At 69.9% G+C, this 23411-nt stretch carries 24 protein-coding genes, 1 tRNA gene and 1 pseudogene; 10 read left to right on the top strand and 16 right to left on the bottom strand.

Annotated elements, in window-relative coordinates:
* Nucleotides 1-283: HEAT repeat domain-containing protein (locus tag BLQ63_RS18355; RefSeq protein ID WP_218125341.1), on the bottom strand; the 283-nt coding region annotated here is incomplete at its 3' end.
* 1314 nt (nucleotides 284-1597) lie between these two features.
* Here BLQ63_RS18355 and BLQ63_RS18350 point away from each other — a divergent pair.
* On the top strand, nucleotides 1598-1822 hold the full coding sequence (locus BLQ63_RS18350) for a hypothetical protein (protein WP_091038441.1): 225 nt from the start codon (nucleotides 1598-1600) through the stop codon (nucleotides 1820-1822).
* 769 nt (nucleotides 1823-2591) lie between these two features.
* On the opposite strand, the gene BLQ63_RS29980 is transcribed toward BLQ63_RS18350, so the two are convergent.
* From BLQ63_RS29980 to BLQ63_RS18335, 3 genes and pseudogenes are all read right to left on the bottom strand, one after another.
* Nucleotides 2592-2864 (bottom strand): P27 family phage terminase small subunit, encoded by a 273-nt coding sequence (locus tag BLQ63_RS29980; RefSeq protein WP_177155004.1) that lies wholly within the window; start codon nucleotides 2862-2864, stop codon nucleotides 2592-2594.
* Between the two features lie 27 nt (nucleotides 2865-2891).
* Nucleotides 2892-3404, bottom strand: a pseudogene (locus BLQ63_RS18340) (transposase); the annotation flags it as partial.
* A gap of 771 nt (nucleotides 3405-4175) precedes the next feature.
* Nucleotides 4176-4249 (bottom strand) — tRNA-Leu (locus tag BLQ63_RS18335).
* 91 nt (nucleotides 4250-4340) lie between these two features.
* Here BLQ63_RS18335 and BLQ63_RS29325 point away from each other — a divergent pair.
* Complete coding sequence (locus tag BLQ63_RS29325; protein ID WP_245681010.1) at nucleotides 4341-6050, top strand: VOC family protein; 1710 nt, start codon at nucleotides 4341-4343, stop codon at nucleotides 6048-6050.
* On the opposite strand, the gene BLQ63_RS18320 is transcribed toward BLQ63_RS29325, so the two are convergent.
* The 5 genes from BLQ63_RS18320 to BLQ63_RS18300 all read right to left on the bottom strand — a co-directional run bounded on the left by BLQ63_RS18320 (nucleotide 6047) and on the right by BLQ63_RS18300 (nucleotide 10199).
* Nucleotides 6047-7009 (bottom strand): aminoglycoside phosphotransferase family protein, encoded by a 963-nt coding sequence (locus tag BLQ63_RS18320; RefSeq protein ID WP_177155003.1) that lies wholly within the window; start codon nucleotides 7007-7009, stop codon nucleotides 6047-6049. The two genes, BLQ63_RS29325 and BLQ63_RS18320, sit on opposite strands and share 4 nt — an antisense overlap.
* Before the next feature lie 57 nt (nucleotides 7010-7066).
* Nucleotides 7067-8035 carry a serine hydrolase domain-containing protein gene (locus BLQ63_RS18315; RefSeq protein ID WP_342673948.1) on the bottom strand — a complete coding sequence of 323 codons (969 nt, stop codon included), beginning with the start codon at nucleotides 8033-8035 and terminating at the stop codon, nucleotides 7067-7069.
* Complete coding sequence (locus BLQ63_RS18310; RefSeq protein ID WP_091038475.1) at nucleotides 8035-8271, bottom strand: hypothetical protein; 237 nt, start codon at nucleotides 8269-8271, stop codon at nucleotides 8035-8037. The genes BLQ63_RS18315 and BLQ63_RS18310 overlap by 1 nt, the downstream gene beginning before the upstream one ends.
* Nucleotides 8272-8367: 96 nt before the next feature.
* Nucleotides 8368-9498, bottom strand: coding sequence for a serine hydrolase domain-containing protein (locus BLQ63_RS18305; RefSeq protein WP_177155002.1), 1131 nt, complete (start codon nucleotides 9496-9498; stop codon nucleotides 8368-8370).
* 107 nt (nucleotides 9499-9605) lie between these two features.
* Nucleotides 9606-10199 carry a TetR/AcrR family transcriptional regulator gene (locus BLQ63_RS18300; protein ID WP_091038429.1) on the bottom strand — a complete coding sequence of 198 codons (594 nt, stop codon included), beginning with the start codon at nucleotides 10197-10199 and terminating at the stop codon, nucleotides 9606-9608.
* A 103-nt stretch (nucleotides 10200-10302) separates the two neighbouring features.
* Here BLQ63_RS18300 and BLQ63_RS18295 point away from each other — a divergent pair, with 103 nt between their 5' ends.
* Nucleotides 10303-11481, top strand: coding sequence for an FAD-dependent monooxygenase (locus BLQ63_RS18295; protein ID WP_091038427.1), 1179 nt, complete (start codon nucleotides 10303-10305; stop codon nucleotides 11479-11481).
* A gap of 5 nt (nucleotides 11482-11486) precedes the next feature.
* Here the strand turns inward: BLQ63_RS18295 and BLQ63_RS28540 are convergent, their stop codons facing one another.
* Nucleotides 11487-11651, bottom strand: a complete 165-nt coding sequence (locus tag BLQ63_RS28540; RefSeq protein WP_177155001.1) for a hypothetical protein — start codon at nucleotides 11649-11651, stop codon at nucleotides 11487-11489.
* Between the two features lie 110 nt (nucleotides 11652-11761).
* On the opposite strand from BLQ63_RS28540, the gene BLQ63_RS18290 reads away from it, so the two are divergent.
* Together BLQ63_RS18290 and BLQ63_RS18285 are read left to right on the top strand one after the other, a co-directional pair.
* Entirely contained in the window at nucleotides 11762-12364 is a 603-nt protein-coding gene (locus BLQ63_RS18290) for a TetR/AcrR family transcriptional regulator C-terminal domain-containing protein (protein WP_091038425.1), read from the top strand.
* 39 nt (nucleotides 12365-12403) lie between these two features.
* Nucleotides 12404-13162 (top strand): YqjF family protein, encoded by a 759-nt coding sequence (locus BLQ63_RS18285; protein ID WP_091038422.1) that lies wholly within the window; start codon nucleotides 12404-12406, stop codon nucleotides 13160-13162.
* Here BLQ63_RS18285 and BLQ63_RS18280 read toward each other — a convergent pair.
* The gene (locus BLQ63_RS18280; protein WP_091038419.1) at nucleotides 13113-13703 is read right to left on the bottom strand and encodes a helix-turn-helix domain-containing protein; all 591 of its coding nucleotides are present in this window, start codon (nucleotides 13701-13703) and stop codon (nucleotides 13113-13115) included. The genes BLQ63_RS18285 and BLQ63_RS18280 overlap by 50 nt on opposite strands.
* Nucleotides 13704-13814: 111 nt before the next feature.
* Here BLQ63_RS18280 and BLQ63_RS18275 point away from each other — a divergent pair, with 111 nt between their 5' ends.
* Entirely contained in the window at nucleotides 13815-14666 is an 852-nt protein-coding gene (locus BLQ63_RS18275) for an EamA family transporter (RefSeq protein WP_091038416.1), read from the top strand.
* A 3-nt stretch (nucleotides 14667-14669) separates the two neighbouring features.
* Here the strand turns inward: BLQ63_RS18275 and BLQ63_RS18270 are convergent, their stop codons facing one another.
* The 3 genes from BLQ63_RS18270 to BLQ63_RS18260 all read right to left on the bottom strand — a co-directional run bounded on the left by BLQ63_RS18270 (nucleotide 14670) and on the right by BLQ63_RS18260 (nucleotide 17053).
* Nucleotides 14670-15218: a hypothetical protein gene (locus BLQ63_RS18270; RefSeq protein WP_143014985.1), complete on the bottom strand. Its 549-nt coding sequence runs from the start codon at nucleotides 15216-15218 to the stop codon at nucleotides 14670-14672.
* Between the two features lie 163 nt (nucleotides 15219-15381).
* A complete protein-coding gene (locus BLQ63_RS18265; protein WP_177155000.1) occupies nucleotides 15382-16356 on the bottom strand; it encodes a nucleoside hydrolase in 975 nt (324 codons plus the stop codon).
* Between the two features lie 58 nt (nucleotides 16357-16414).
* On the bottom strand, nucleotides 16415-17053 hold the full coding sequence (locus tag BLQ63_RS18260) for a hypothetical protein (protein ID WP_091038407.1): 639 nt from the start codon (nucleotides 17051-17053) through the stop codon (nucleotides 16415-16417).
* 99 nt (nucleotides 17054-17152) lie between these two features.
* On the opposite strand from BLQ63_RS18260, the gene BLQ63_RS18255 reads away from it, so the two are divergent.
* A complete protein-coding gene (locus BLQ63_RS18255) occupies nucleotides 17153-17698 on the top strand; it encodes an ArsR/SmtB family transcription factor (RefSeq protein WP_091038405.1) in 546 nt (181 codons plus the stop codon).
* On the opposite strand, the gene BLQ63_RS18250 is transcribed toward BLQ63_RS18255, so the two are convergent.
* Nucleotides 17699-19147: an outer membrane protein assembly factor BamB family protein gene (locus BLQ63_RS18250; protein WP_091038403.1), complete on the bottom strand. Its 1449-nt coding sequence runs from the start codon at nucleotides 19145-19147 to the stop codon at nucleotides 17699-17701.
* A gap of 102 nt (nucleotides 19148-19249) precedes the next feature.
* Here BLQ63_RS18250 and BLQ63_RS18245 point away from each other — a divergent pair, with 102 nt between their 5' ends.
* On the top strand, nucleotides 19250-20308 hold the full coding sequence (locus BLQ63_RS18245; RefSeq protein WP_091038401.1) for a hypothetical protein: 1059 nt from the start codon (nucleotides 19250-19252) through the stop codon (nucleotides 20306-20308).
* Nucleotides 20305-21363 carry a hypothetical protein gene (locus BLQ63_RS18240; RefSeq protein WP_091038398.1) on the top strand — a complete coding sequence of 353 codons (1059 nt, stop codon included), beginning with the start codon at nucleotides 20305-20307 and terminating at the stop codon, nucleotides 21361-21363. Before BLQ63_RS18245 ends, BLQ63_RS18240 begins: the two co-directional genes overlap by 4 nt.
* A 4-nt stretch (nucleotides 21364-21367) precedes the next feature.
* Here BLQ63_RS18240 and BLQ63_RS18235 read toward each other — a convergent pair whose 3' ends face one another.
* Nucleotides 21368-22498 (bottom strand): glutathione S-transferase family protein, encoded by a 1131-nt coding sequence (locus tag BLQ63_RS18235; protein ID WP_091038397.1) that lies wholly within the window; start codon nucleotides 22496-22498, stop codon nucleotides 21368-21370.
* A 222-nt stretch (nucleotides 22499-22720) separates the two neighbouring features.
* Between BLQ63_RS18235 and BLQ63_RS18230 the strand changes: the two genes are divergently transcribed.
* Nucleotides 22721-23338, top strand: coding sequence for an ANTAR domain-containing response regulator (locus tag BLQ63_RS18230; RefSeq protein WP_091038394.1), 618 nt, complete (start codon nucleotides 22721-22723; stop codon nucleotides 23336-23338).
* Nucleotides 23339-23411: the final 73 nt, after the last annotated feature.

The raw sequence follows: 23411 nt of genomic DNA, 5'->3' as shown, positions 1-23411 counted from the left end.
TGTCGAGCAGTCGAAGTCCATGCTCGGCCCAGCCCCGGAGCGCCTCATCGGGTGAACCGAGCTGGTCCACAAGTACTGGCAGCCCCTTGTTCGACCTTGCCTCACCGATCAGCTCCAGCAGCCAGCAACGCAGCCCGTGATCGTCGCGTTCAGCCTGAAACTCCTCGAGCAGCTCGTCGAGGTGCTCGCTCGCCGCGGGAAGCAACGTGTGGAACCCGTCCTCCTGGCGCTGCGGGCTATGGCTTCGCATCAGCCGCATCGCATCACGAAACACATGATTCACGCGCGTCAGACTATCGCCCTGTTGAGATCATCACCGCGTCCAGGAACGGACCCCGATCTTCCAGAAACTCGAAACCAGTTCTAAGCGTCGTAGTGAGAACTGCGGCGGCCTTGCTCCCTCCACTGCCGTCCGTGTATCGCCAAAGAAATATTGAAACCACGATGAGTGCGATCAATGTGGCGAACAGTCTGATTAAAGCGCGAGCATGCAGCTTTCGATGTCCTCGAAACCTGTGGTGGCGTCTCATGGATCGAATTGTATGCACGCGGGACTCCGATGTAAATACTGAATCCTGACCGGTGCCGAAACCGAGGACAAGCCGAAGCACCTTTACCACGACTTCGAGTCCCGACCGGTCAGTGTCCAACTCCGCCGCGCCCGCACCACCCGCATCAGGTAACTGACTCGAGGGTATAGAGACTGAGTCGTCGACCTCTTCCGGCTTGCTCTGGCACTCCTCGCGCAGGGCGAACCAAGGCCTCCAAGGCGATCCCACCGCATGGATTTCAGAATCGTCCATATCGGGACCAGAAGAGTAAATCAGACACGTCCCACGCCACCCAGCTAAGAACGCTATGCCGGTGCGTGATTTACGGAACTACGCGCCTGTCGCGGTCCATACTTGCTGAAATAGGGCATTCCACGCGTGCAGGCACGAAGGGGGCGAGGTGTTCGCCGCGATTCCGGAGGGAGAAGGGGCTGGCGTGAAGAACTGTTGATCCTGCCGAATTCTGAGACGATGAATGTTACTAATAAGTAATTTACGTTCGGATGGAGGCGGTCGTGCTGTGACCGGGAAGTCCTCAAAATCTAGGGAAGAATTGGTGAATGGACTTCTCCTCGCTCGGCCCCTGGATCGCCGTAGCCGCTGCCGTTTCCGGGGCCTTCCGCGCTTACGTCGTGTCGATCGCCCTTCGCGACACGAAGCCGAGGGAACGGCCGGAGATACTCCGATCACTTCCGGGTCTCCTGCCGAGCCCTCGGCGTGATCCACCTCCGCCAGATTCGACGACGGCGGAACCATCTTCGGTCGGTCCGGCGCCCTGAAGGTGACACATGCTGTTCGAGTAGTCGTGAACGGACCCCAAGGTAATCCGAAAGTGATCTCAAGATGCTCTGGTGGATCTGATCCTGACCCGATCGCCCAACTCGAGCAACTCGGTGACTGCCAACGGCTGAAAGGTCCGTTCAAGGACCTTCGATGGCGCAAATCGCGTGCAGGTTGGTTCGCCGACGACACAGTCGCGGCGCCGCACAGCGGACCCGTACGCCCATGCCCTGAAGCTCCCGCATCGCTGTCTGCGCCGAGACATTGTGCACACCATCACCGGCGACGGCCAAGACGTCACCAGTGCCCGCGCCACGATCGCCGATCAGCCTGGGCTGCATTTGGAGTCGATCAAGGCCGTGTTCAACACGCTGAAGGGCACGGGCGGCTCCACCGGAAAGGACACGCTCTCGGGCGCAGTCTGGCCCGCGGCGGCGTCTCCCACCACCTGGGGCGCCGAAACGGAAGATGCAGGTCGTAACGGATCCTAGTACTGGGTTGGGTGCGCGCACCCTCGCGCACCCTCCGCGGAAATGGCCGCGCACCCTGCCTATATACAAGGTCACCATTTCTACAACCGCAGATCCTTGAGCTGCAGGCGCGCCTGCCCGCACCGGACCATCGCCGGACCTCCCACCAGCATCCTGGTCGGACCCAGTGATCTTCGGCAGCGACAAGCTACCGAGCTCACCTACCACCGCAGCACCTGCATCCGCTGCTGCGTCCAGCATTGCTGGGCCCAGCACCGGACGCATGCCGCCACATGTTCGCTTCGCACCCGCACGCCTTCCGGCGCGCGGGCCTTCGTCGTGCCCAGCGCACGACCCCACTGTGAGGAGAGGCCCATGACCCACCCCGAATGGAACCCCGGGGACCACTGCGCGTTCCGCCGGTAGGGAGGCATAAGTGTCTTGCACTCGTAGTGCAGTCCGCGAGCAAGCGCCGAACACTCCTGCTTCGTAAGTCTCGGTTGGAACCGCTGTCAGCTCATGCGGGCGCCTGGACGGGGGCCAGGGACGCGGTTGAGAAGCAGTGCAGTGACCTCGTCGATGATCATCCATTCGTGGGCAAGGTTCGGTCCGAGGGCAGGAAGACTGTGGCACGGCAGCTCTCGGAAGAAGGCGAGGACGTGCGCGACTCGGTCATTGCAGAACGTGGTCGCCGCGCTTTCGGCAGGAATTCTGGTCAAAGGTGTGCCTGCAAACGGGGAGCTAAAGAGAGGAGTCTCGCGGCGTCGAGGCCATCGGCCCCACGCGATCATCACCTCCTGGCGGACGAGGTCAGGCCGAACTCCTTCGCGTAGACCCCGGATCTTCTGCGAGCAAACGCGGACGATCTGCATGGCGGGTCCATCACGGCTGAGTCCTTGCGGGTCTTGATGAGCACTCCAGCCTGCGTGACCAACTTCGATGCCTGCCGGTACTGGATCACGGCGTCGCACAGGATCGAGAACGCCTCGACATCCCAGGAGGCCAGGAGGCCTTTGCTTGGAGGTCGGACCCTAAAGGCTGTCCCGTAAGTATTGCGAGTCAAGGACAATGCTGTTTATCGAGCCGTGGTTCAGCCTGTGAGAGTGAGGTTGTGGAGCCGGGCGATGCCGGACATCGCTTCAGCGACACCGTCGCCACGTAGGCGGCAGTCGCGCAGGACGTTCCAGCGTTTCATCTTCGCGAAGGTGTGCTCGATCTGGGCACGGATGTGCCGGTGGGAGGCGTTATGTGCTTCCTTCCAACCGATCAGTGACTCGTCCTTAGCGATGCGGCGGTGTGGGATGACCGCCCGGGTCCCGGGGTAGCCGCCGTCAGCGATCACGGTGGCGGTGCGGGTGGCGTGGTCGATGCCGGACTCGGCGTGGATGACAACTTGATGGTTGGTCGAGTACCGGTAGTTCTTTGACTTCGCGGCCATGGACCTATCGCGGGTCGGTACCAGGGTGCCGTCCACGATCAGGACGGTCCCGGGTGCATAGCGCTGCCGGGGCCGCAGTGCGAGCTTTGGGGCAAGGTCGTCGATGATGCGGTCAGCGGCTGATTTCGAGGTCCCGAACAGGGCCGCGATCTGGCGAACAGTCAGCAGCCGGGAAAGGCCGGTCCCCAGTCGTGAAAAGGATGCGACGGGCGATGTCCGAGTCCAGGAGCGGGGATTCATCGTAGAGAAGCCCTGCGGACCCCAGGTCTTGTCCCTCAGACAGCGTCTCGAACCGGAGCCCGGGCGGGAAGTAATAGACGGTGACGTTCCCCTGCTGCAATCGTCCGATCAAGTGAGCGCCTCCGTCCTCAGATGCACACCCTATGCCGCGCGTCAGCCCACCCGTCATGCCCGCGCAGGTGCTTACGGGACAGCCTTTAGCGTCCGCGGATAGTATTCCTGTTACGGTTGCGAACCGCGGAAGCAAAGGCCGATGTGGACGCCTTCTACCAGCCAAAAACCAGCCATTGGGATCTGAAAACCATGACTATCGATGCCCATCGTTGACCAATAGTAACTACATCATGGTATGATTTACCTGCGAGAACGGCTCCCGTAACGGACAAAGCTGTCCTCCAAACCGACTTGAGGTGCTAGCGTCCCTTTCTCGACCGATCTGGCATGGATCTATGCCGAGTACGGCTGCTGGTTTGGCCCAGTGGATAGCAAGAATGGGTCTGGCCTGCGTGCCGCAAAGGATCGTTATTCGCGCCCCGCTGGCTCAGGGATCCCTGGATCTGCATCCACCGTCCATCCACGGAATCTTGCCAGCGGCCGCTATTGGCCGCACACAGCCGCCAAATGAAAGACCGCCGTTGGCCAGCGTTAGCGCTGGTGAACGGCGGTTGCACGCCCCTGACCTGGGGATATAGATCGTAGCCCGGGTGGGATTCGAACCCACACTGTACGGGTTTTGAATCCGTCTTCTCTGCCAGTTGGAATACCGGGCCTGGCGCCGGGTCGGTGGGCCCGGGGCGGTGTACATGGTACCTCTTGCTGCGGTGGGTGGTCGTTGGGCCCTTGGTGGAGACTCGTGACTGGATGGGTATTGTGGTCATGAGTTTGGGGGTTCTCATGCGGACGCAGCGAGCCGATTTGGGCAGGCGGGCTGACGCGCTGCTCGACGCCGCGGTGGCGCTGCTGGTCAGCGGCAGGTCGAGTCGGATCCGGATCGAGGATGTCGCGGCGCGCGCCGGCGTCGGCAAGGGCACCGTGTACCTGCACTGGGCGGGCCGCGACCAGTTGCTGCTGGCCGTCGGTGCCCGGGAGGCCGCCTCGATGCTCGACGTAGTCGTGGACGCCGTCCGGGCTGAGCCGACGGAGGCCGCTCCGCATCGATATCTGCGGCGGCATTTTCTCGAGGCCATGCGGCGGCCGGTTCTCGCGGTGCTCTTCGGTGCCTCTGATCGTGACGCGTTCGCACGGGAGCGGGAGCGCTCCGAACTGCTTCGGTCGAAGGGGATCGCCGCACGTGAGTACCTCGGCGTCCTGGCCGAGCATCGGCTGCTGCGGGCCGGGATCGATCTGGCGGACGTCGACTACGGGATCCAGGCGGTCGCCTACGGGTTCTTCGCGAGCGAGCCGCTTCAGCCGGGCCGCACGCTCGAATATCGCGCCGACCAGCTCGCCGGCGTCGTCCGACGTGCCTACGAGCCAGCGGAGGCTCCTGCGGCCGAGCGTTATCTCGCCGCGGCGCCTGAGGTCGTCGCGGCCTTCACGAAACTGGCGGATGCGTTCCGCCGCACCGCATACGGCCCTGCCGCCGACTTAGAGGAGGGCCACCCCATGGCTGACATCACCGGCATCCACCACATCGGTCTCATAGTCCGCGACATGGACGCCGCCCTGAACGCCTACCGGCGCCTCGGGTTTCACGTCGGGCCGCCCGCGTTTCCCGCGCTTCCGCGCACACCGGGTGAACCGCCCGAGCCGGTCGGCGCCGGCAACACCCATGCCGACTTCCCCCGCAGCTTCATCGAACTGCTCGCGCTGGCCCCTGAACGGAACCGCCTGCCCGCAGACGCCGTACTGGTGCCGCTATCCGTGCCGGACGACCAGTTGGACGCGACCAGGGCCGTGATCACGCGGACCGTCGCGAACCTCGCCGCCCGGCTGGACGTCGCCGAAGGCGCCCACATCCTCGTCTTCGCCACCCGCGACGCCGACGCGACCGCCGCCCGGTGGGAGGCCGAGGGCATCGGCCACAGCGGCGTCCGCGCCGCTCAGCGGCCCCTCGCCACCGCTGAGGGCACGGTCCTCGCCGACGTCAGGTTCCTGGACGTTGACGAGACGGCCGGCATGGTTCCCGAAGGGCGGGTCGGCGTCGCCGAGGACGCGCCCGCCGAGCTCCTCGACGCGCAGCAGGGGCTCGTCCACCCGAACGGCGCCACCGGTCTGGCCGAGGTCGTGATCTGCCTCGAGGATTCGCGGTTCCGCTCCGCCGTCGAACGCTACGAGCGCTACCTGGACCGCTCCCCGAGTCTTGAAAAGCGAACGGCCGCTTTCGATCTGGGCGCCAGCCGCGTCACCCTCACCACTCCGGCGGGACTGGCCGAACGCCTCCCCGGCGAAGTGCCGCACGCGGTGCCCGGCCTCAGCGCCTGCACCGTCGAGGTCGCCGATCTCTCTCTGGCTGAGGATCATCTCCGGTCCGAGGGGGTCGCCCTGCGCAGGAGCGCCGACGGCGACCTCTTCATTCCTGGGGTTGAGGCTCTGGGGACTTCGATCATGCTGCGGCAGTCGAGGCGCTAGCCGTTCCTCGTTCCGGGCTTGAGCAGCCGCATCCAGTAGGTGTCGCGCCCTTCGGTCAGCCCCGGCGGGTCCTCGCGGAAGCCGTGCACGCGGTTGAGCATCAGCTCCATCGCGTCCGTCCGCCCCTGCCGCCGGTAGATGTCCAGCGCCCACAGGCCGTTGACGATGACGAGGGACCGCACCCGCTCGGCGATCCCGGGTTCGTCGGGCAGGCGGTCGAGGTCGTATTCGGCCTGGATCCGCGTGCTCGGCAGCACCGGCGCCCACAGCAGGTATCGGGCGATCTCCCAGGTCGGATCGCCGATGACGGCGGCCTCCCAGTCGAAGACGCCGACGACCCGGTCGCCCTCGACGGTGAAGTTGCGGGGGTTCAGGTCGCCGTGGACCAGTTGCCGGGTCACGGGGAGCGCGGCCGCAATCTCGACGGCGATCGCCGTCAGCTCGTCCGCCAGCGCGGTGTCGGCCTCGGTCTGGAGGCCGCTCCAGTCGTGGGGGAGCAGGGATCGCAGGTGCCCGGCCCAGGTCTCGTGCGGGCCGTTCTCGGTCTCGGCGTCGAAGGAGCCGTAGCCTTCCGAATCTGGCAGGTCGACGTCCGCGATGGCGTCGACGACCGCTCGCACCGCCGGTGTCAGCCGCCGCTGCTGAGGTTCGCCCAAGGTCTCGAGGTGGACGCCGCCCATGCGTTCGGAGACGCAGCAGTAGACGCCTTCGTCGAGTTCGGCGATCTCCAGGACCTCGGGCACCGGGACCGCCTCCTTGGGCATTCGCCTTGCCGCCCAAGCGTCCTTGTCGAACCCTTGACGCCGCGGGCCGACGCGTACGACGAGGTCGCGGCCGTCGGCGCGGAAGGCGAACGCCTGGGACACCTCGCCTTCGGCCAGTGGCTTCCAGTCGGTGATCCGGCCGTGGCGTTCGCGCATCGCCTGCGCGATCGCGTCGGCGGTGAGTGTCGTCTTCATCGGCTTCAGGCTAGGCATCCGGGCGCGGCCTGCCAATCGGGTTTTCGCCGGTCGGCTTCAGACCGGTACCCGGCTCCCGGTCAAGAGCTTGAATCCGTGGCGGTCGACCGGGACGGCGGTGGCCGAGAGGACCACGACGCCCCGGCCCGCGCCCCGGTCCAGTCCCGTCCAGGTCCGGAATCCGCCGGTGCCGCCGTTGTGCCAGGTGATGGCGTGCCCTTTCGGCTCGATCGTGATCCATGCGGCGCCGATGCGGGAGCCGATGCCGAACGGCGCGACGGGATCGAGCGCCGCAGTGCCCGGGGCGGTCCCTTCCAGCAGCGCGCTCGTGAGTGCGGCCATGGCGCCGATCGTGGCCCTGATGCCGCCGGCGGGTGCGAGGGCTTCGCCGGTCCACGGTTCCCGGCGCCGTCCGCGGCGATCCGTGCCGATCAGCGCCCCGGACCGGAGCGCGCCCGGCGACGCCGGGGCGTAGCAGTCATCGAGCCCCAGCGGGGCGGTGATCCGCTCGCGGAGCAGTTCGGCGTAGGTCGTGCCGGCGGCGCTGGCGACGGCGTGGCCCAGCAGCTCGAAGCCGAGGTTCGAATAGCGCGGCCTCGGTCTCCCGAGCCGGACGCCCCGGGCCTGGTCGAGGAGCTGCGTGAGGTCCTCGCCGTAGGGGTTGGTCCCGTGCCGCCACAGGGCGATGGTGCGCCGCAGCGGTCGCGCGGCGGACGGCAGCGACGGCAGGCCCGACCGGTGCGTGCTGAGCGATCCCAGCGTCACGCCGCCGGCGGGGACGTCTTCGAGCGGCAGCACGTCGCGCAGGCGCGTCTCGGCGGTGACTTCGCCGCGTTCGATCGCGTCGGCGTACAGGAGTCCGGTGACGCCCTTGGCGATCGATCCGATCTCGTAGTCGGCGTCGAGGCCGGCGCCGATGCTCGCGGTCGTCACGCCGTCGCGGTCGACCACGGCAGCCGCGGCCACCCGGTGGCGCCCGCCCAGGATCGCCGCGAGTTCGGCGGCGAGCCGCTCGTCGCCCGCGATCACGACCGGCCTCCCAGCAGTCCTCGGCCGCCGTGCTTCTTGTGCGCGGCCTGTTTGGAGACGCCCAGCGTGGCGGCGATCTGCGCCCAGGTGGCGCCGTCGTTGCGCGCGCGCCGCACGAGCACGGCTTCGCGGCGCTCGACCTCGGCCCTGACGGCGGCCACCGCCTTCAATCCTTCGAACGGGTCGGGATCGGCGGTCGCCGCGGCGAGGGCCGTGAACGCTTCGACATCCATGCGTCAACCATAGTTGACGACTTTCCTATCGTCAACAAAGGTTGACGATAAGCGTGAGGGCCGCGCTGCCCGGCGCGGCCCTCACCGTGCATACCGCTACTCGCAGAGCGCCGCGCTGAGCAGGCCTTCCAAGGCCGCGTCGAAGGCGTCCTCGTCGAAGTAGTCGTGGCGGTCGTCGATGTTCCAGGTGACCGTGATCTGGCGCTGCCCGTCCGAGGAGTGGAACGACGAGGTCGAGTGGCCCAGCGTGTCGCCGGTGTGCCCGACGTAGATCTCGTCGCCGCACGGGAGGGTCTTCGCGAACAGGCCGAGCCCGTAGCGGTCGTCGCCGCCGGTGTCCTCGAACCGGGTGGCCTCGGCGAGCTGGTCCGCGTCCAGCAGCGTCCCGTCGAACACGGCGCGGTAGAACTCGTTGACGTCGCTCACGTCGGCGACCACGCCGCCGCCCGCCCACAGCTGCGTGGTCGACAGCTCCGTGGTGTCCATATAGGGCTCGTCGGCTTCGCCGGTGGACACGTACGGGGTCAGGTGCGGCCCATGGAATCCGGAGGTGTCGTCGCGGGGCAGGTACGCGTCGTCCATGCCGGCGGGTTCGAACACGCGCTCGTCCATCACCTCGCGGAGCGTGTCGCCGGTCAGCTCCTCGATGAGGAGGCCGAGCGCCATGTACCCGGTGTTGGAGTACGACCAGCCGTCCCCGGGCGTGAAGAGGAGCGGGCCCTGGGTGCCGAGCGCGATGAGTTCCTCTGGCTCGTAATGGGTCCGGTAGTGCTCGCGGACGTCGGACAGGTCGTCCTCGGCCAGCGAGGGGTACAGGTACCGCAGGAACTCGTCGAGTCCGCCGCGGTGCTGCATGATCTGGCGGATGGTCGGCTCGTTCTCGTAGGGGAGCAGTCCGGGGAGGTGGTCCCCGACGGTGTCGTCGAGGTCGATCTCGCCCTCCGCCTCGAGCTGGAGCAGGATCGCGGCGGTCATCGACTTGGTGACGCTGGCGATGCCCACGCGGTCGCCGGGTTCGGCGAGGCGGGGATCGTCGAACGCGCGCGTGCCGACGGCCTCGGCCCAGGTCTCGTCGCCGTCGCGGACCTCGGCGACCACCGAGTACTCGCCGACGTCGGCGAACGCTTCGAGGCGGGCGTCGAGCAGGTCGGCGTCGAGCGCCGGATCGGGGCAGTGCGCGGCGGCCGCGGGCGCCGCGGCCAGGACGAGCGCGGTGGTCAGTGCCATTGCGGCAGTTGGGTGTTGGAGCATGAAACGAGCCTATTGAGGCGGGGCGCCCGTTTCGATACAGCAGGCTGGAGTCCCGACGGTCCGGAACGGGGTACCGGCGGCGCTCACGGCCGCGATTCAAGCGGCGCCTCGGCGCCCTTGACGACCGCGGTGACGGCTCGGCGCAGGCGCTCGCCGGTGTCCTCGGTGAGCACGAGGTGGTGGAGCACGCCGACGAGCGCCAGTGCCAGCGCCGCCGGGTCCGCGTCCGCGGCGATCCGTCCCAGTCGCCTTTCGGCCGTGAGGTAGGCGGTCGCGGCCTGCTCGATCGCGTCGAGTCCGGCGGCCCGGTCGCCGAGCACGGTCCGGACGCGGCCCGCCAGTTCGGGGCGCAGGGCCATCAGCCGCGCGAGCACGGTGAGGTGGGTGCGGGGGATCACCGCCAGAGCCTCGGCGAGGTTCTGCGCGACCTCGCCGTGTCCGGCGCGATCGGGCAGTCCGGCGGCGGCGGCGCTGACGAGGAAGGACCGGTCGACCGCGTACGCGGTGAGGAACTCGTCCAGGTCGCCGAAGTGCGCGTGGAGCAGTCCCGTCGCGACGCCGGCCTCGCCGGTGACGGCGCGGCTGCTGAGGCGCGCGGGCCCGTCGCGGACGACCACCAGCTCGGCGGCGGCGAACAGTTGCTGCCTGAGCTGGGGAATGGCGACTCCTCTTGGCATGCGTCCGAGTCTATAGGCGAGCGGTCGGGGGTGCGGTCGACCTGGTTTGAACGATCGCTCATACTGAGAATGAGCACTTGTTCATACTAGGTTGGGAGCGACCATGGGCACCGACGACACCGGACGGCGCGCGATCGTGATCGGAGCGGGCATCGCGGGCCAGGCCGCCGCCCTGCGCCTCCACCGCGCGGGATGGCGCGCGCTCGTCGTCGAACGCGCGCCGACCCGCCGCAGCAGCGGCTACATGGTGAACCTCGTCGGCACCGGCTACGACGCGGTCGAGCGGTTGGGACTGCTTCCGGCCCTTGCCGAACACGACCTCGGCGCGTTCACCTCGATCCTCGTCAGGGCCGACGGCTCGCACAAGTTCGCGGTCCCGGCCGCCGTGGTCGAGGCCGCGATCGGCACCCGCATGACGACGGTGTTCCGCGGCGACCTGGAGACCGTCCTGCACGAGGCCGTCCGGGACAGCGCCGAGTTCCGCTTCGGCACCACCGTGCGGGCAATCCGGTCCGAACGCGACGGCGTCGAGGTCGAACTCTCCGACGGCACCACCGAACGCGCGGACCTCCTGGTCGGCGCCGACGGCCTCCACTCCAGCGTCCGCCGCCTCGCCTTCGGACCCGAGTCCGGCTTCCGCGTCGACCTGCACCACATGGTCGGCGCCTTCCCGCTGTCCCGCGTGCCGCGCGACCTGGCCGAAGGCAGCGGCACCACCTTCATCGGCCCGCGCCGGACCGCCGCGGTCGTCAACCTGGGACCGGGGCGGTCCTCGGCGTTCTTCACCTACCGCAGCACCGACACCGAAGCGGACCTGAAAAGCGGTCCGGCGCAATCGCTCTCGCGCGCCTTCGGCGACCTCGGCGGCGGCGTGCCCGACGCGCTCGCCCAACTCCGCGACGACCCCGGCGCCGCCTATTTCGACTCGGTGAGCCAGATCGCGATGGACGCCTGGAGCCGCGGCCGCGTCGTCCTGCTCGGCGACGCGGCCTGGTGCGTCACGCTCTTCGCCGGATACGGTGCGGCCCTTGCCCTCACCGGCGCCGACCGGCTCGGCGGCGCTCTGGAGGCGCACGGCGGGGACGTCCCGGCCGCGCTCGCCGACTGGGAGGCGCGACTGCGCCCGGAGGTCGTCAAGCGACAAGCCCTGGCCCGCAGGGGCATCGTCCAGTTCGCGCCGCCCACGAAGGCCCACATCTGGATGAGCGAGATGATGATGCGCTCCATGCGACTGCCGGGCGTGCGCACGCTCGTGCGCCGCTCGATCCAGAAGGCGCGGTAGCGCTGCTAACTTCCGCGCCGCCAGACCAGGAGGACGGCCGCGAGCCCGGCCAGGCTCGGCAGCATCACGAGCGCCCTGTAGGCGGGCGGCAGGATCGTGCCGTAGCCCTCGCCGCCGAGCGCGGCGGCCGTCAGCGCCAGCGTGGTCCCGACGGCGAACGCGCCGGTCACCAGTCCACGCGCCCAGCGCTTCCCGGCGGCGACCGCCGCGACGCAGCCGAGCCAGGCCGGCGCGCCCAGCCCGCCGAGGATCGCCGTCGAGAGGGCGATCGCGTCCCGGCCTGACCCGAACCGCGGTACACGAGGGCGCGGCGCGCCTGGTCGACCGCGACGGCCTCGCCAAACTGTCGATGCGCCGGCTCGGCGCCGAAGTCGACGTCGAGCCGATGACCCTCTACCACTACTTCGCGAACAAGGACGCGCTCCTGGACGGCCTCGTCGAACACGCCTTCGCGCGCGCCGACTTCTCCCTGGCGGGCGGCAGGCCCTGGCAGGAGGGACTGCGCGACTACGCCCACGTCCTGCGCACCACGCTCCTCGCCCACCCCGGCCTCGTGCCCCTGGTCGTCTCGCGCCCTGCCGTCACCGACCAGAGCCTGCGCATCATGGAGCACGGCCTCGCCGAACTGCACGCCGCCGGATTCCCCCTCCGCACCGCGATGGACCTCGTCTACTCGCTGAACGAATTCGTCCTCGGCCACCTCGTCGCCGCATCGAGCCCCCACGCGTCCCCCGAGAAGGAGGACCACCTCGCCGGCGTCGACCCGGGGGAGTACCCGCTCATCAGCGAGGCGACAGCCGCCCCGCGACCCGGCGGCACGCGCTTCGACGTCGCGCTCGACGCGCTCGACGCGCTCTTCCGCGGCTTCGACGGCCTCCGGTAGACCCGCGTCCGACGGGCGCGGAGCTGCCATGCTGAGCAGATGTCCGCGAACCCGCCGCCCGAACCCGTCACCCCCGACGCGCGCGCGCCGATCACCAAGCCGCTGCTCACCCAGTCCTGGCTCGACCTCGCCTTTCTCCACTGGGCGGTCGACCCGGCGCACGTGGCCGCGCTGCTGCCCGCCGGCACGACGCCCGACACCTTCGACGGCACCGCCTACGTCGGACTGATCGCCTTCCGCATGCACCGCGTCGGCTGGTTCGACCTCCCCGGCATCCCCTACCTCGGCACGTTCCCCGAGACCAACGTGCGTCTCTACTCAGTGGACGAACGCGGCCGCCGCGGCGTGGTCTTCCGATCCCTCGACGCCTCCCGCCTCATCCCGGTCGTACTGGCCCGCATCGGATTCCGGCTCCCGTACGTGTGGTCGCGCATGGACGTCGAAGCCGACGGCGACCGCCGCACCTACACCAGCTCGCGGCGCTGGCCCGGCCCCCGGGGCGCGCGCAGCCGCATCGGCGTGCGCATCGGCGAACGACTCGCCGAGCCGACCGCGCTGGAGCACTTCCTCACGGCCCGCTGGGCACTGCACAACGCCGCCTTCGGCCGCACGCGATACCTGCCCCACGCGCACCCGCGCTGGCCCCTGCACCGGGCCGAACTCCTCGAATGCGACGAGGACCTGGTGGCCGCGGCCGGACTGCCGGCGCCGGCCGGCGACCCGGTGAGCGTGCTCTACTCGCCCGGCGTCAAGGTGCGCTTCGGCCGCCCGGTCCCGGCGGCAGGTGCACGGTCATGACGAGCGTGCACGTCCCGGTGCCCGCGCCCCGGTAGGCGTGCTCGACGTCGCCCGCGAAGGTCGCGGTGTGCCCGGCTCCGAGGGGGTACTCGGCGCCGTCGACGACCAGGACCATCCGGCCGCCGATCACGCTGACGGTCTCCCGGACTCCGGACTGGTGCGGATGACTGGGGTACTCGTCGCCCGGCTCGAGCCGCCAGCGCCAGACCTCGACCGGGGCGGGGCCGGCGGTGGTGAGCATGAGGCGGGCCTCCCCGCCGCGCTCGCTCGTCCACAGTGGTTCCACCTCGTCGGATGCGACGACCCGGACGGGGGCCTGTGCACCGCCTTCCATCAAGGCGGACACGGAGATCCCGAGGGCGTCGGCGAGTCGGACCAGGGTGGTGAGGTTCGGATTGCCCTGGGCCTTCTCGAGCGCGACGAGCGCGCCCTTGCTGACCCCGGCGCGGCGGCCCAACTCGTCGAGCGACAGTCCCGCGCGCGTGCGGGCCGCCTTGACGTTGTGCGCGACCGTCCGCAGCGCCCCTTCGGACTCGGCCATGCGCCCTCCTGTCGACGGGATCACCCGCAACGACCGTGCGGTCGGTTTGATGAACCACGACGGTCGGTCTAGTATCTAACTCGGTCGTTCTGATGATACTCGGAGGTTGCGGTGATCGCACTGGTGCTGGCCCTGGGCAGCTCGCTCGCCTACGGGTGCGCCGACTTCCTCGGCGGCCTCGGCGCGCGCAAGGCCCACGTGCTGCGCACGGTGATGATCGCGGCGCCCGCCAGCCTCGGGGTCGAACTGCTGCTGTGGCCGCTCCTGGGCGCGTCGTTCAGCCCGGGGGCCCTGGCCTGGGGCGCGGCCTCGGGCCTCGCCTCGGCCGCCGCGTTCGTGCTGCTCTACCGGACCCTCGCGATCGGCCCGATGAACGTGCTCTCGCCGGTCACAGCACTCGTCTCCGCCGCCCTGCCGGTCGGCGTCGGCCTGCTCCAGGGCGAGCACCTGGCCGCGGCCGGGATGGTCGGCCTGCCGCTCGCACTGGTCGCGGTGGTGCTCGTCAGCGCGGGTCCAGCCGGCGCCGGTCCCGGCGCGCGGTCCTCCCGGGCCTCCCGGACGGCGCTGCTGCTCGCGTTCGGCGCGGGCGCGGCCATCGCCCTGCAACTGGTCTTCCTGCACCAGGCGCCCGCCGACAGCGGCGTGGCGCCCCTGATCGTCGGCCGGACGGTCGCCTCGGCGATCACCCTGACCGCCGCCGCGCTGTGGCACCGCAGGCTCGGGCCCGAACGGCCCGCCTACGCCCTCTCGGCGACCGCGGGCGCCCTCGACTCGATCGCGAACCTGCTGTTCCTGCTCGCCGCCCGCAGCGGCGACCTCGCCGTCGTCGCCGTCATCGTGGCCCTCTACCCGGCCGGCACCGTCCTGCTCGCCCGCCGAGTCCTGGGCGAGCGCCTCCACCGCGGCCAGCTCATCGGCCTCGGCGCGGCCGCGCTGGCGGTCGGCCTCCTCGCGCTGCCCTGAGCCTCAAGGCGTCAGGCCCTGCACCACCGCCGAGTACCGGCCGCCGAACTCCCTGCGCAGGCGCTGGAGATCGGTGGCGGCGTAGGCGACGACGCTCGCCTGCGGGGGTTGCTGCTGCGTGGTGTTCCACCAGCCGGAGTCGCCGCGGCCCATCGCCGTCGCGTCCTCCAGCGCGCGGTCCTGGGGGCCGACGCGGATCATCGTGTTGATTTCGATGAGGCGGTACACGTACCGCTGCGCGAGATCCTGCTCGTCTTCGAGGAGGAACGGCGACTGCCGAAGCAGCAGCATGTTGATGCGCGCGATCTGGTCCTGGTACTGGAGCGACGCCATCTGGTTGTCGGGGTCGCCCTGCATCACCTGGGTCCGCAGCCGCTCCTCCATGTCCGTGAGCGCGGTCCAGACCTCTTGCAGCGCTTCGACGCGCCGGGTCCGGAACATGTCGCCCGCCTCGCGGGCCCGGGTGCGCCGCCACTGCCAGAGGCCCGCCGCCACGGCCAGTACCGTGCCGAAGAACGCCAGTCCCGCGGTGATGAGGGGTTCGAGTTGCACGGTGCCGTCCTTCGCCGCGGGTCCCGGCGGCCGGAACCGCCGTGTCGCCATGGGGGTCCCATGTGGATCGCTTCAGTATGCCGTGTTCGAACGGTCACCGGGAGGTGCGGACGGCGGCGATTTCAACGAAACGGCGGCGACTTTCCCTCCGCCGCTTCGCATTTCAGGCTGATTTGCGCGGTGCGTCCCGATCTGCCGCTTCGAACGCGGTCCGCAGGAACTCGCGGTAGACCTCGACCGAGGCGCGCAGCGCGACGGTCGCGTTCGGCGGTTCGGGGCACCAGGGCCGCGTGTCGACCAGGAGTTCGCCGACGGTGCGGTCCCCGGTGGTCTCGACGCTCGCGAACGCCCGCACGCTCTCGGTGAACAGGTCCGGGCGCACCAGGTAGGCCACGCACATCGGGTCGTGGACCGGCGAGGACGCCGTGACCGCCGCGGCCTGGTCGTGCGCGAGCCGGTGGCGCAGGAGCATCGCCGCCCCTGCGGCGGCGGGCGAGCCGATCGCGTCGAACTCGGCGCAGTCGCGCTCGGTCAGCGGCGCGGAGTGCGTCGCGTCGAGCGGGACGATGACCACCTCGGGGATGCCGGCGCTCAAGACCACTTCGGCCGCTTCGGGATCGGCCCAGAAGTTGAACTCGGCCGCCGCCGTGACGTTCCCGTTTGCGTGCGCCCCGCCCATGACCACGAGCCGGGGGATGCGCCCGGCCAGCCGCGGCTCGGCCGTGACCGCGACCGCGAGGTTCGTCAGCGGCCCGGTCGCCACCAGCGTCACGTCGGCGTTCGCGTCGTCGAGGAAGAACGCGGTGAGGAAGTCGACGGCGTTCTCGGCCCGGGCGGTCGAGACCGGCTCGGGGAAGCCGAGGCGCGCCAGCTGGAACTCGCCGTCCTTGTTGAGCACGTCGCGCGGGATCGGCAGGTCGGGCCGCAGGAACGGCCGGTCGGCCCCCGCGTAGACGGGGACCGCCGCGCCGACGAGGTCGAGCACGCTCAGGGTGTTCGCGGTGACGTGCTCGAGGGCGACGTTGCCGCCGACCGTCGTGATCGCGACCGCCTCCAGTTCGGGATGCGATGCGGCCGCGAGGATCGCGATCGCGTCGTCCGAGCCGGTGTCGCAGTCGAGTACGAATCTGATGGGCAACGTCGGCTCCCTGTTTCGCGGCGGTCGGGCCGGTGCGGGCCTCGCACCGGCCGAACCGCTACCGTACTGCCGCAGGGGCGTCCCGGCCCGCCGGTTTTCCGTCCGCGATGAGCTGCCGGCGCGTCAGCACCATCGCCACGAGCAACAGGACCAGCGCGCTCGCCATGCCCAGCTTCATCGGGAAGCCGAGCGCCTGGTCCAGACCCGCGATCACGACGGCCACCGCGACGAGCCCCCCGCTGAGACCGGGGATGCGGCCCCGGACCGCCGCGTGGACCGCCAGCACCAGCATGCCGACGTACAGCAGGCTCGGGTCGACCGCATAGACGGTGAGTTCGACGCCCGGCGTGCCCTGGACCGCGTCGAACATGTCGCTCATGTCCTGCCGGTTCGCGGTCGCGAACCCGACCACCAGGTCGACGGCCATCTGAGTGGAGACGGCCGCACCCCCGAGCACCGTCAGGACGAGGCCGGATCCGGCGAGCAGGCGGCCGCCGGGCGAGGGGGATTCGATGAGCCGGTACATCCCGACGAGCCCCAGCGTGAGCGCGACATAGGCGGGGAGCCAGACGAGATGGCCGATGGTCCACAAGGGTTCATCGCCGACCTCGCCCATGAGGCGCATGCACGACCAGCCGAAGAGGATGCCGATGGGGGAGAGGACGAGGAGGGCGCCCGCGGCGCGTGGAGAGGTCATGGGTCGAGCTTAGCTATGCAGAATTTATTCTGCAAGTATTTCTCTGCAACTTTCTCGCGAACGGCCGAGCCCCACCGACCCCGGCTGTATGCTCTGGACATGTCGGAGGCACCGGTCGAACACTCCTCAGCGGCCCTCAAGGCACTGTCCAACCCGTTGCGCCGCAAGATCCTTCATCACCTCGGCGTCCACGGCCCGGGCAACTCGACCACGATCGGCCAGGCCGTGGGGGAGAGCACCGGCACCACCAGCTACCACCTGCGACTCCTCGCCGAAGCCGGACTGATCGCCGAGGTGCGCGAGCGCGCCAAGGGCCGGGAGCGCTGGTGGCGGCTCGTCCGGGCCGACCGGCGCATGCCGGACCCGTCGACGCTCTCCGATGAGGACCGGACCACCGCCGAGACCTTGCAGCAGGCCCAGTTCGACGAGGACGTCGACCTGGTGCGCGCGGCCTTCCTCGGCGAGCCCCGGGAGTGGACCCAGGGCTCGCGCGGCGGCGGCCACATGACCGCCGAGGAGCTGCGTGAGTTCCACGAGGAGTACATCAAGCTCCTGCGGCGCTTCACCCACGGACCGGAGGACGCCCCGCCCGGCTCGCGCCCGGTGATCGTGCGCTGGTACGCCGCACCGGACCCGAGGGTCTGACTACCAGACCTCGGTCGGCCACGCGCTCAACACCGGCGCATCGTAGTCGCCCGTGCTCGTGACGATCTCGCCCGAGACGAAGTACGCCGCCGTCCCCGGCAGCGCGACGCCCTCGCCCGACCCCAGGTCGTACGCGTACACCTCGTAGGAACTCCAGCCCCACATGCCCGCGTCGCCGTACAGCCACAGCGTCGCGCCCAGCGCCCAGGCGCGGTCGCCGCTGCCGAAGGCCGCACTCGCACGCCAGCGCTCCTCTCCCGTGGCGCTGTCGTAGGCGACCAGGTTGTCCGCCTCGGCCTCCCAGTCCGCCACCACGAGCACGTCGCCTCCGGGGCCGAGCGCGATCGCCTGGCCCGCCGCCGGCGCCTCCCACACGGTCTCGCCGGTCGCGGCGTCCACGATCGACGGCACCCCGTCGATCGTCAACGGCAGCCTGCCCTCCTGCGCCTCGGCGGTCGGCAGGCCGCCGCAGTAGGTGAAGTCGGCGGTCTTGCGCGTCTGCGCCTCGACCTCCCAGGCCGGCCCGCTCCCGCCGAAGCGGTGACCGCTGAGGAGCGCCGTGCACCCGTCCGCGGGGTTGTCGTCGTAGTCGTCGTAGACGATCAAGGTGTCGCCCGAAACCGCGGCGCCGCCCTGCGCCGCCGCGCTGACCAGGCTCTCGCCGTCCTCGTAGACCGTGACGACCCGGCTGTCGTGACCGGTCGGATAGGACTCGACCAGGAGCCGGTCCGGCATCGGCTCGCCGGTCCAGGAGCTGCCCGTCGCGGCCTGGGCGCTGGCGTACGTCGGCGTCGACCACTGGAGCGACAGATCGGCGGGGTCCCTCGCGTAGAGGGTGCAGTCGCCGAGGTGATCGTCCTGGGCCCCGGTGCACTCGGTCATGAGGACCGCGTCGGAGAAGACCGTGACGAACGAGGCCTCCCGGTCGCGCCAGACCTCCTCGCCGGTGTCGAGGTCGAGCGCGACGGTGTCCTGGAGGCCGGGCCACTCGGCGTCCTCACCGGAGCTCTCGGAGACCACGACGACCCCGCCGGCCACGCCGATCTCCGGACCGAACTCCTCCCAGGTGTGCTCCCAGACGGTCGCGCCGTCGCGCTCCAGCGCGAGACGCCCGTCCGCGAGCCGCAGCGTCCCCTGGTCGATCTGCGCGACCTGGTCGCCCTCCTCGGCGATCTCGGACGTCCACAGCGGATCGCCGCGGTAGGCCTCGACCCCTTCGGGCAGCTCCGGCGCCTCGGCCGCCTCCTCGACCGCGCCGACCGCGATCGAGCCCGGGATCTCGCCTTCGGGCCACGTCGACTCGTCGGGGAAGTCGGGCTCGTACAGCTGCTCGATCAGGAACATCGACGCGAAGACGACGGCGGACAGGCCCGCGAAGCCGAACTGCGCGTACCGCGGCCAACTGCGCAGCTCCTGCCACAGCGTCGTGCGGTCGGTGTCCGGCGGCATGGCTCCTCCAAAGGCTCGCTCCGCACCATAACGACGCGCCGCAAGCTGGCAGCCCGCCGCTATCCTCGGTCCGTCCCCGCCCCGATCCCCGGAGGTGTGCCCATGTCCTCCACCGACGCCCTCGCGTCCCGAACCCGCCGCGAAGGCCTGCGCGTCGGCTGGATCATGCTGTTCTCGGCCCTGACCCTCCTCCCGCTGTGGGTGTGGCAGCAGGCGCGGGAGCCGTCCAACGCCGTCGAGGCCGTCACCGCGTTCATGGAGGCCGTGCACGACAAGGACCTCGAACGGGCCTACAGCTTCATCGACTCCGGTATCCCGGCCGGCGAGGCGGCCGCGTTCCTGCACCCCGACGCGATCGGCGACTGGGACCTCCTGTCGGTCGAGCAGGCCGAGAGCTCCTCGGCCTTCCCGTCACCCGTGTCGGTGACCATCGGCACCGACGAGGGCACCGCCGAAGGGAGCTTCACCGTCTACGAGCACGACGGCGAGTTCACCCTCTACGACCCCTTCCAGACCGTCACCGTCAGCGCCTCCTCGTACCTGTCGGTCCAGGTGAACGACCGGATCGTCCCGATGCCGCCCGAGACGACCTGGCAGGCCTGGTACCTCGGCCAGGCGCAGCGGACGATCCAGCTGCTGCCGGGCGTCTACCGGTTCTTCGGCGGCGAGGAGATCGCCCTGATCGGCGAGGACGACGGCTCGAGCGCCGAGGTGATCGGCACGCCGCTGCCCGAGCCAGCCGAGGAGGCCGCCGCCGCCCTCCAGGTCGCGGTCGACGACTACATCGACGACTGCGTCGAATACCGGCTCACCGCGCCTCCCGGCTGCCCCTTCGCGACCGACGGCCTCGTCGACACCGATGAGCGCCACCGCGTCGAGGAGGTCCGCGACCCCGTCTGGACCGTGGACGAGTATCCCGTCGCCACCGCGGTCCCCGGCACCGGAGCGTACGGGGAACCGGTACTGCTCGTCGAGTTCACCGATCCCGGTCGAATCACCCTGCAGGGCAGCGGTACCGAGGACTGGGGCACCTGGGAGCCGTTCACGGCCGCGTGCCGCTTCGGCGGCAGCGCACTGCACGTCCTGGCCGGCGCCGACGGGTCCCTCCAGCTCGCGCCCCTGGGCGAGGCCGCGACCGACACCTGCCGGGGCACCGAATGAACGCGAACCGCTCCAACGCCCTCCTCGCCTGGGCCCGCCCCCGCCGCTGGTCGATCCTCGGCGAAGCGGTCCTGGCCGCAGCGGTCGCCCTGATCGCGATTCCCGCGGCGGCCCTCGGGAACCGCGAACCGGCCCCCGTCGAGATCGTCACCGACTACCTCGAAGCGCTGCAGGACGGCGACGTCGAGCGCGCCGAGACCTTCGTGTCCGAATCCTATCTGGTGGAGGCCGACCGGTCGTGGCTGACCGCCGAGGCCATGTCCGCGGACTGGCAGATCGCGTCGGTCGAACTCAAGTCCGCCTCGGAGACCACCGTCCACGCCGTCATCACCCGCGGCGGCGACCGCGTCGAGGGCGCCTTCCACCTCGAGGGCACCGACGACGACCTGCTCATCGTCAACCCGTACATGTACCTGACCAACGTGAGCCCGATGTTCGCCTCGGTCGAGATCGGCGGGGTCTCCGGCGCGGTCGAGGCGGTCGACGGCATACCGATTCCGGTCGCGCTCTACCCCGGCTCCTACGAGCTCTTCGAAAGCGACCCGGCACTCGCCGGCGCCGAATCCCTCTCGCTGCTCGCCCTGCCCGGCTCGGACAACGGCGCCTACAGCCTCGACGCGATCGACTTCCCCGCCGTCATGGCCGATCCCCTCACCGGCGACGCGGCGATGGAGACCCGGCTCAACGAGGCCCTCGCCGCCTGGCTCGACACCTGCGCCGAGAGCCCCGACATCACCCCGGCCGGGTGCCCCTTCGGCGCCGTCGGCTTCGGCACCGCCGCCTACGACGGCCGCAACGAGTTCGAGACGGTCGGCGAACTCGACTGGGCCGTCGCGGCCCACCCGAAGGTCCGCATCACCCGCGACCTCCGCCTCGAAGCGGTCGAACCGGGATGGATGACCTTGAGCGGCACGGGAACCGCACTGTTCGACGGGAACGACGAGCCCTTGGACGGACGCTGCGGCGTCGACATCGCCAACATCGCGCTCGTCATCGCCGAAGACGGCACCTACAACTTCGCGACCGTCCTCGCGCAGGACAACACCTGCATCTGACCGATCAGCGGTAGAGCGGGTTCGCCCCCGGCGGCCGCTCCTCGGCCGACACCGGACCCGGCGCCGTGCCGCGCCCGAACGGTGACCCGCCCAGCCGCTCGCGCCCCGAGGGCGTGAGCCAGTTCTCCAGATCCGGGCCCGCCGGGACGATCTGCGTCGGATTGATGTCCTCGTGCACCACGTAGTAGTGGCGCTTGATCTGGTCGAAGTCCACGGTGTCGCCGAAGCCCGGCGTCTGGAACAGGTCCCGCGCGTAGCCCCACAGGTTCGGCATCTCGGTGAGCTTGTTGCGGTTGCACTTGAAGTGCCCGTGGTAGACCGGGTCGAAGCGCGCCAGCGTCGTGAACAGCCGCACGTCGGCCTCGGTGAGGTGGTCGCCCATGAGGTACCGGCGGTCGGCCAGCCGCTCCTCCAGCCAGTCGAGGGCCGTGAACAGCCGCTCGTAGGCACGCTCGTACGCGCGCTGCGAACCGGCGAAGCCCGCCCGGTACACCCCGTTGTTGACCTCGGTGAAGATCCGCTTGACCACCGGGAGCATCTCGTCGACCAGATCATCCGGCACCAGATCCGGCGCGCCCTCCCGGTGGTACGCGGCCCACTGCGTCGACAGGTCGAACGTCAGCTGCGGATAGTCGTTGGTGACGACCTCGCCCGAGGGCACGTCCACCAGCGCGGGCACGGTGATGCCGCGCGGATAGTCCGGGAAGCGCTTGAAGTAGTGCTCCTGGAGACGCTCGGTGCCCAGCACCGGGTCGCGGCCGCCAGGGCCGAGGTCGAAGGTCCAGGAGCGCACGTCGTGGGTCGGCCCCGGCGTCGCCAGCGAGATGACCTCCTCGAGCCCCAGCAGGCGCCGGACGATGATCGAGCGGTGCGCCCACGGGCACGCCCGCGCCGCCACGAGCCGGTACCGGTCCGGCTCGACCGGCCACGCCCGCGCGCCCTCGGTGAGCCCGGCCATCCGCGGATCGCCGACAGTGGAGGACTCCTCGACCGGCGCCGAGCTGACGGCCCCGACATCGGCGACGACCCGGTCCTCGACGTACTGGGTGTCCCTCGTGAACTCCTCGCCGGAGACATAGGCGCCCTTGGTGGAGTGCTCGGTCCCGGCGGTCTGCTGCGCTTCGTCCTGTGCCACAGGCTCAGCCTACGCACCGCCGGCGCCCCGCGGCCCGATCCGGTCCCGCGCGCGACGCGTATGGTACCCGCGCCGCACCCCGCCCGATGTTTGGGCCCTGTCGTCCGAAACGCTCGGCATAGGAACGTGCGGACGTAACCGGCTGCGGCTAAGCTAGCGTCCTGGTGTGCCGGTCCCGCCGCACGCCACCACGTTCATACGCGTATGAAAGGTACGGACCGCATGACGAGCAAGGCCGCCGAGGAGCCGCGCAAGCGCGTGCTCATCGCCGAAGACGAGGGGCTCATCCGCCTCGACCTGGCCGAGATGCTCACCGAGGAGGGTTACGAGGTGGTCGCCGAGGCCGCCGACGGCGAAGCCGCCGTGCGCCTCGCCCAGGAGCACCAGCCCGACCTGGTCATCTGCGATATCCAGATGCCGATCATGGACGGATTGCAGGCCGCCGAGAAGATCGTCTCCGCGCGCATCGCGCCGGTCGTGATCCTCACCGCCTTCAGCCAGCGCGACCTGATCAGCCGGGCCCAGTCCGCCGGCGCCATGGCGTATCTCGTCAAGCCCTTCCAGAAGTCCGACCTGGTCCCCGCGATCGAACTGTCCCTCACCCGGTTCGCCGAGATGACCGCCCTGGAGAAAGAGGTCGCGAACCTCACCGAGCGGCTCGAGGTGCGCAAGCTCGTCGACCGCGCCAAGGGCCTGCTCATGACCCAGTACGGCATGCCCGAGCCCGACGCGTTCCGCTGGATCCAGCGCGCCGCGATGGACCACCGCCTCTCCATGAGGGCCGTCGCCGAGCGCGTGATCGCCGAGGCCGAGCAGAAGGAAGCCCAGGAAGCCGAATAGGCCTCCCGACACTTCACGGCCCGCGGACCCCACCGTCCGCGGGCCGTTCCGCGTTCCACCGAAGGTCCGCCGA

The sequence above is a fragment of the Glycomyces harbinensis genome, from assembly GCF_900101745.1.
GTDB lineage: Bacteria > Actinomycetota > Actinomycetes > Mycobacteriales > Micromonosporaceae > Glycomyces > Glycomyces harbinensis.
This window is presented reverse-complemented; position numbering and strand designations above follow the sequence as displayed.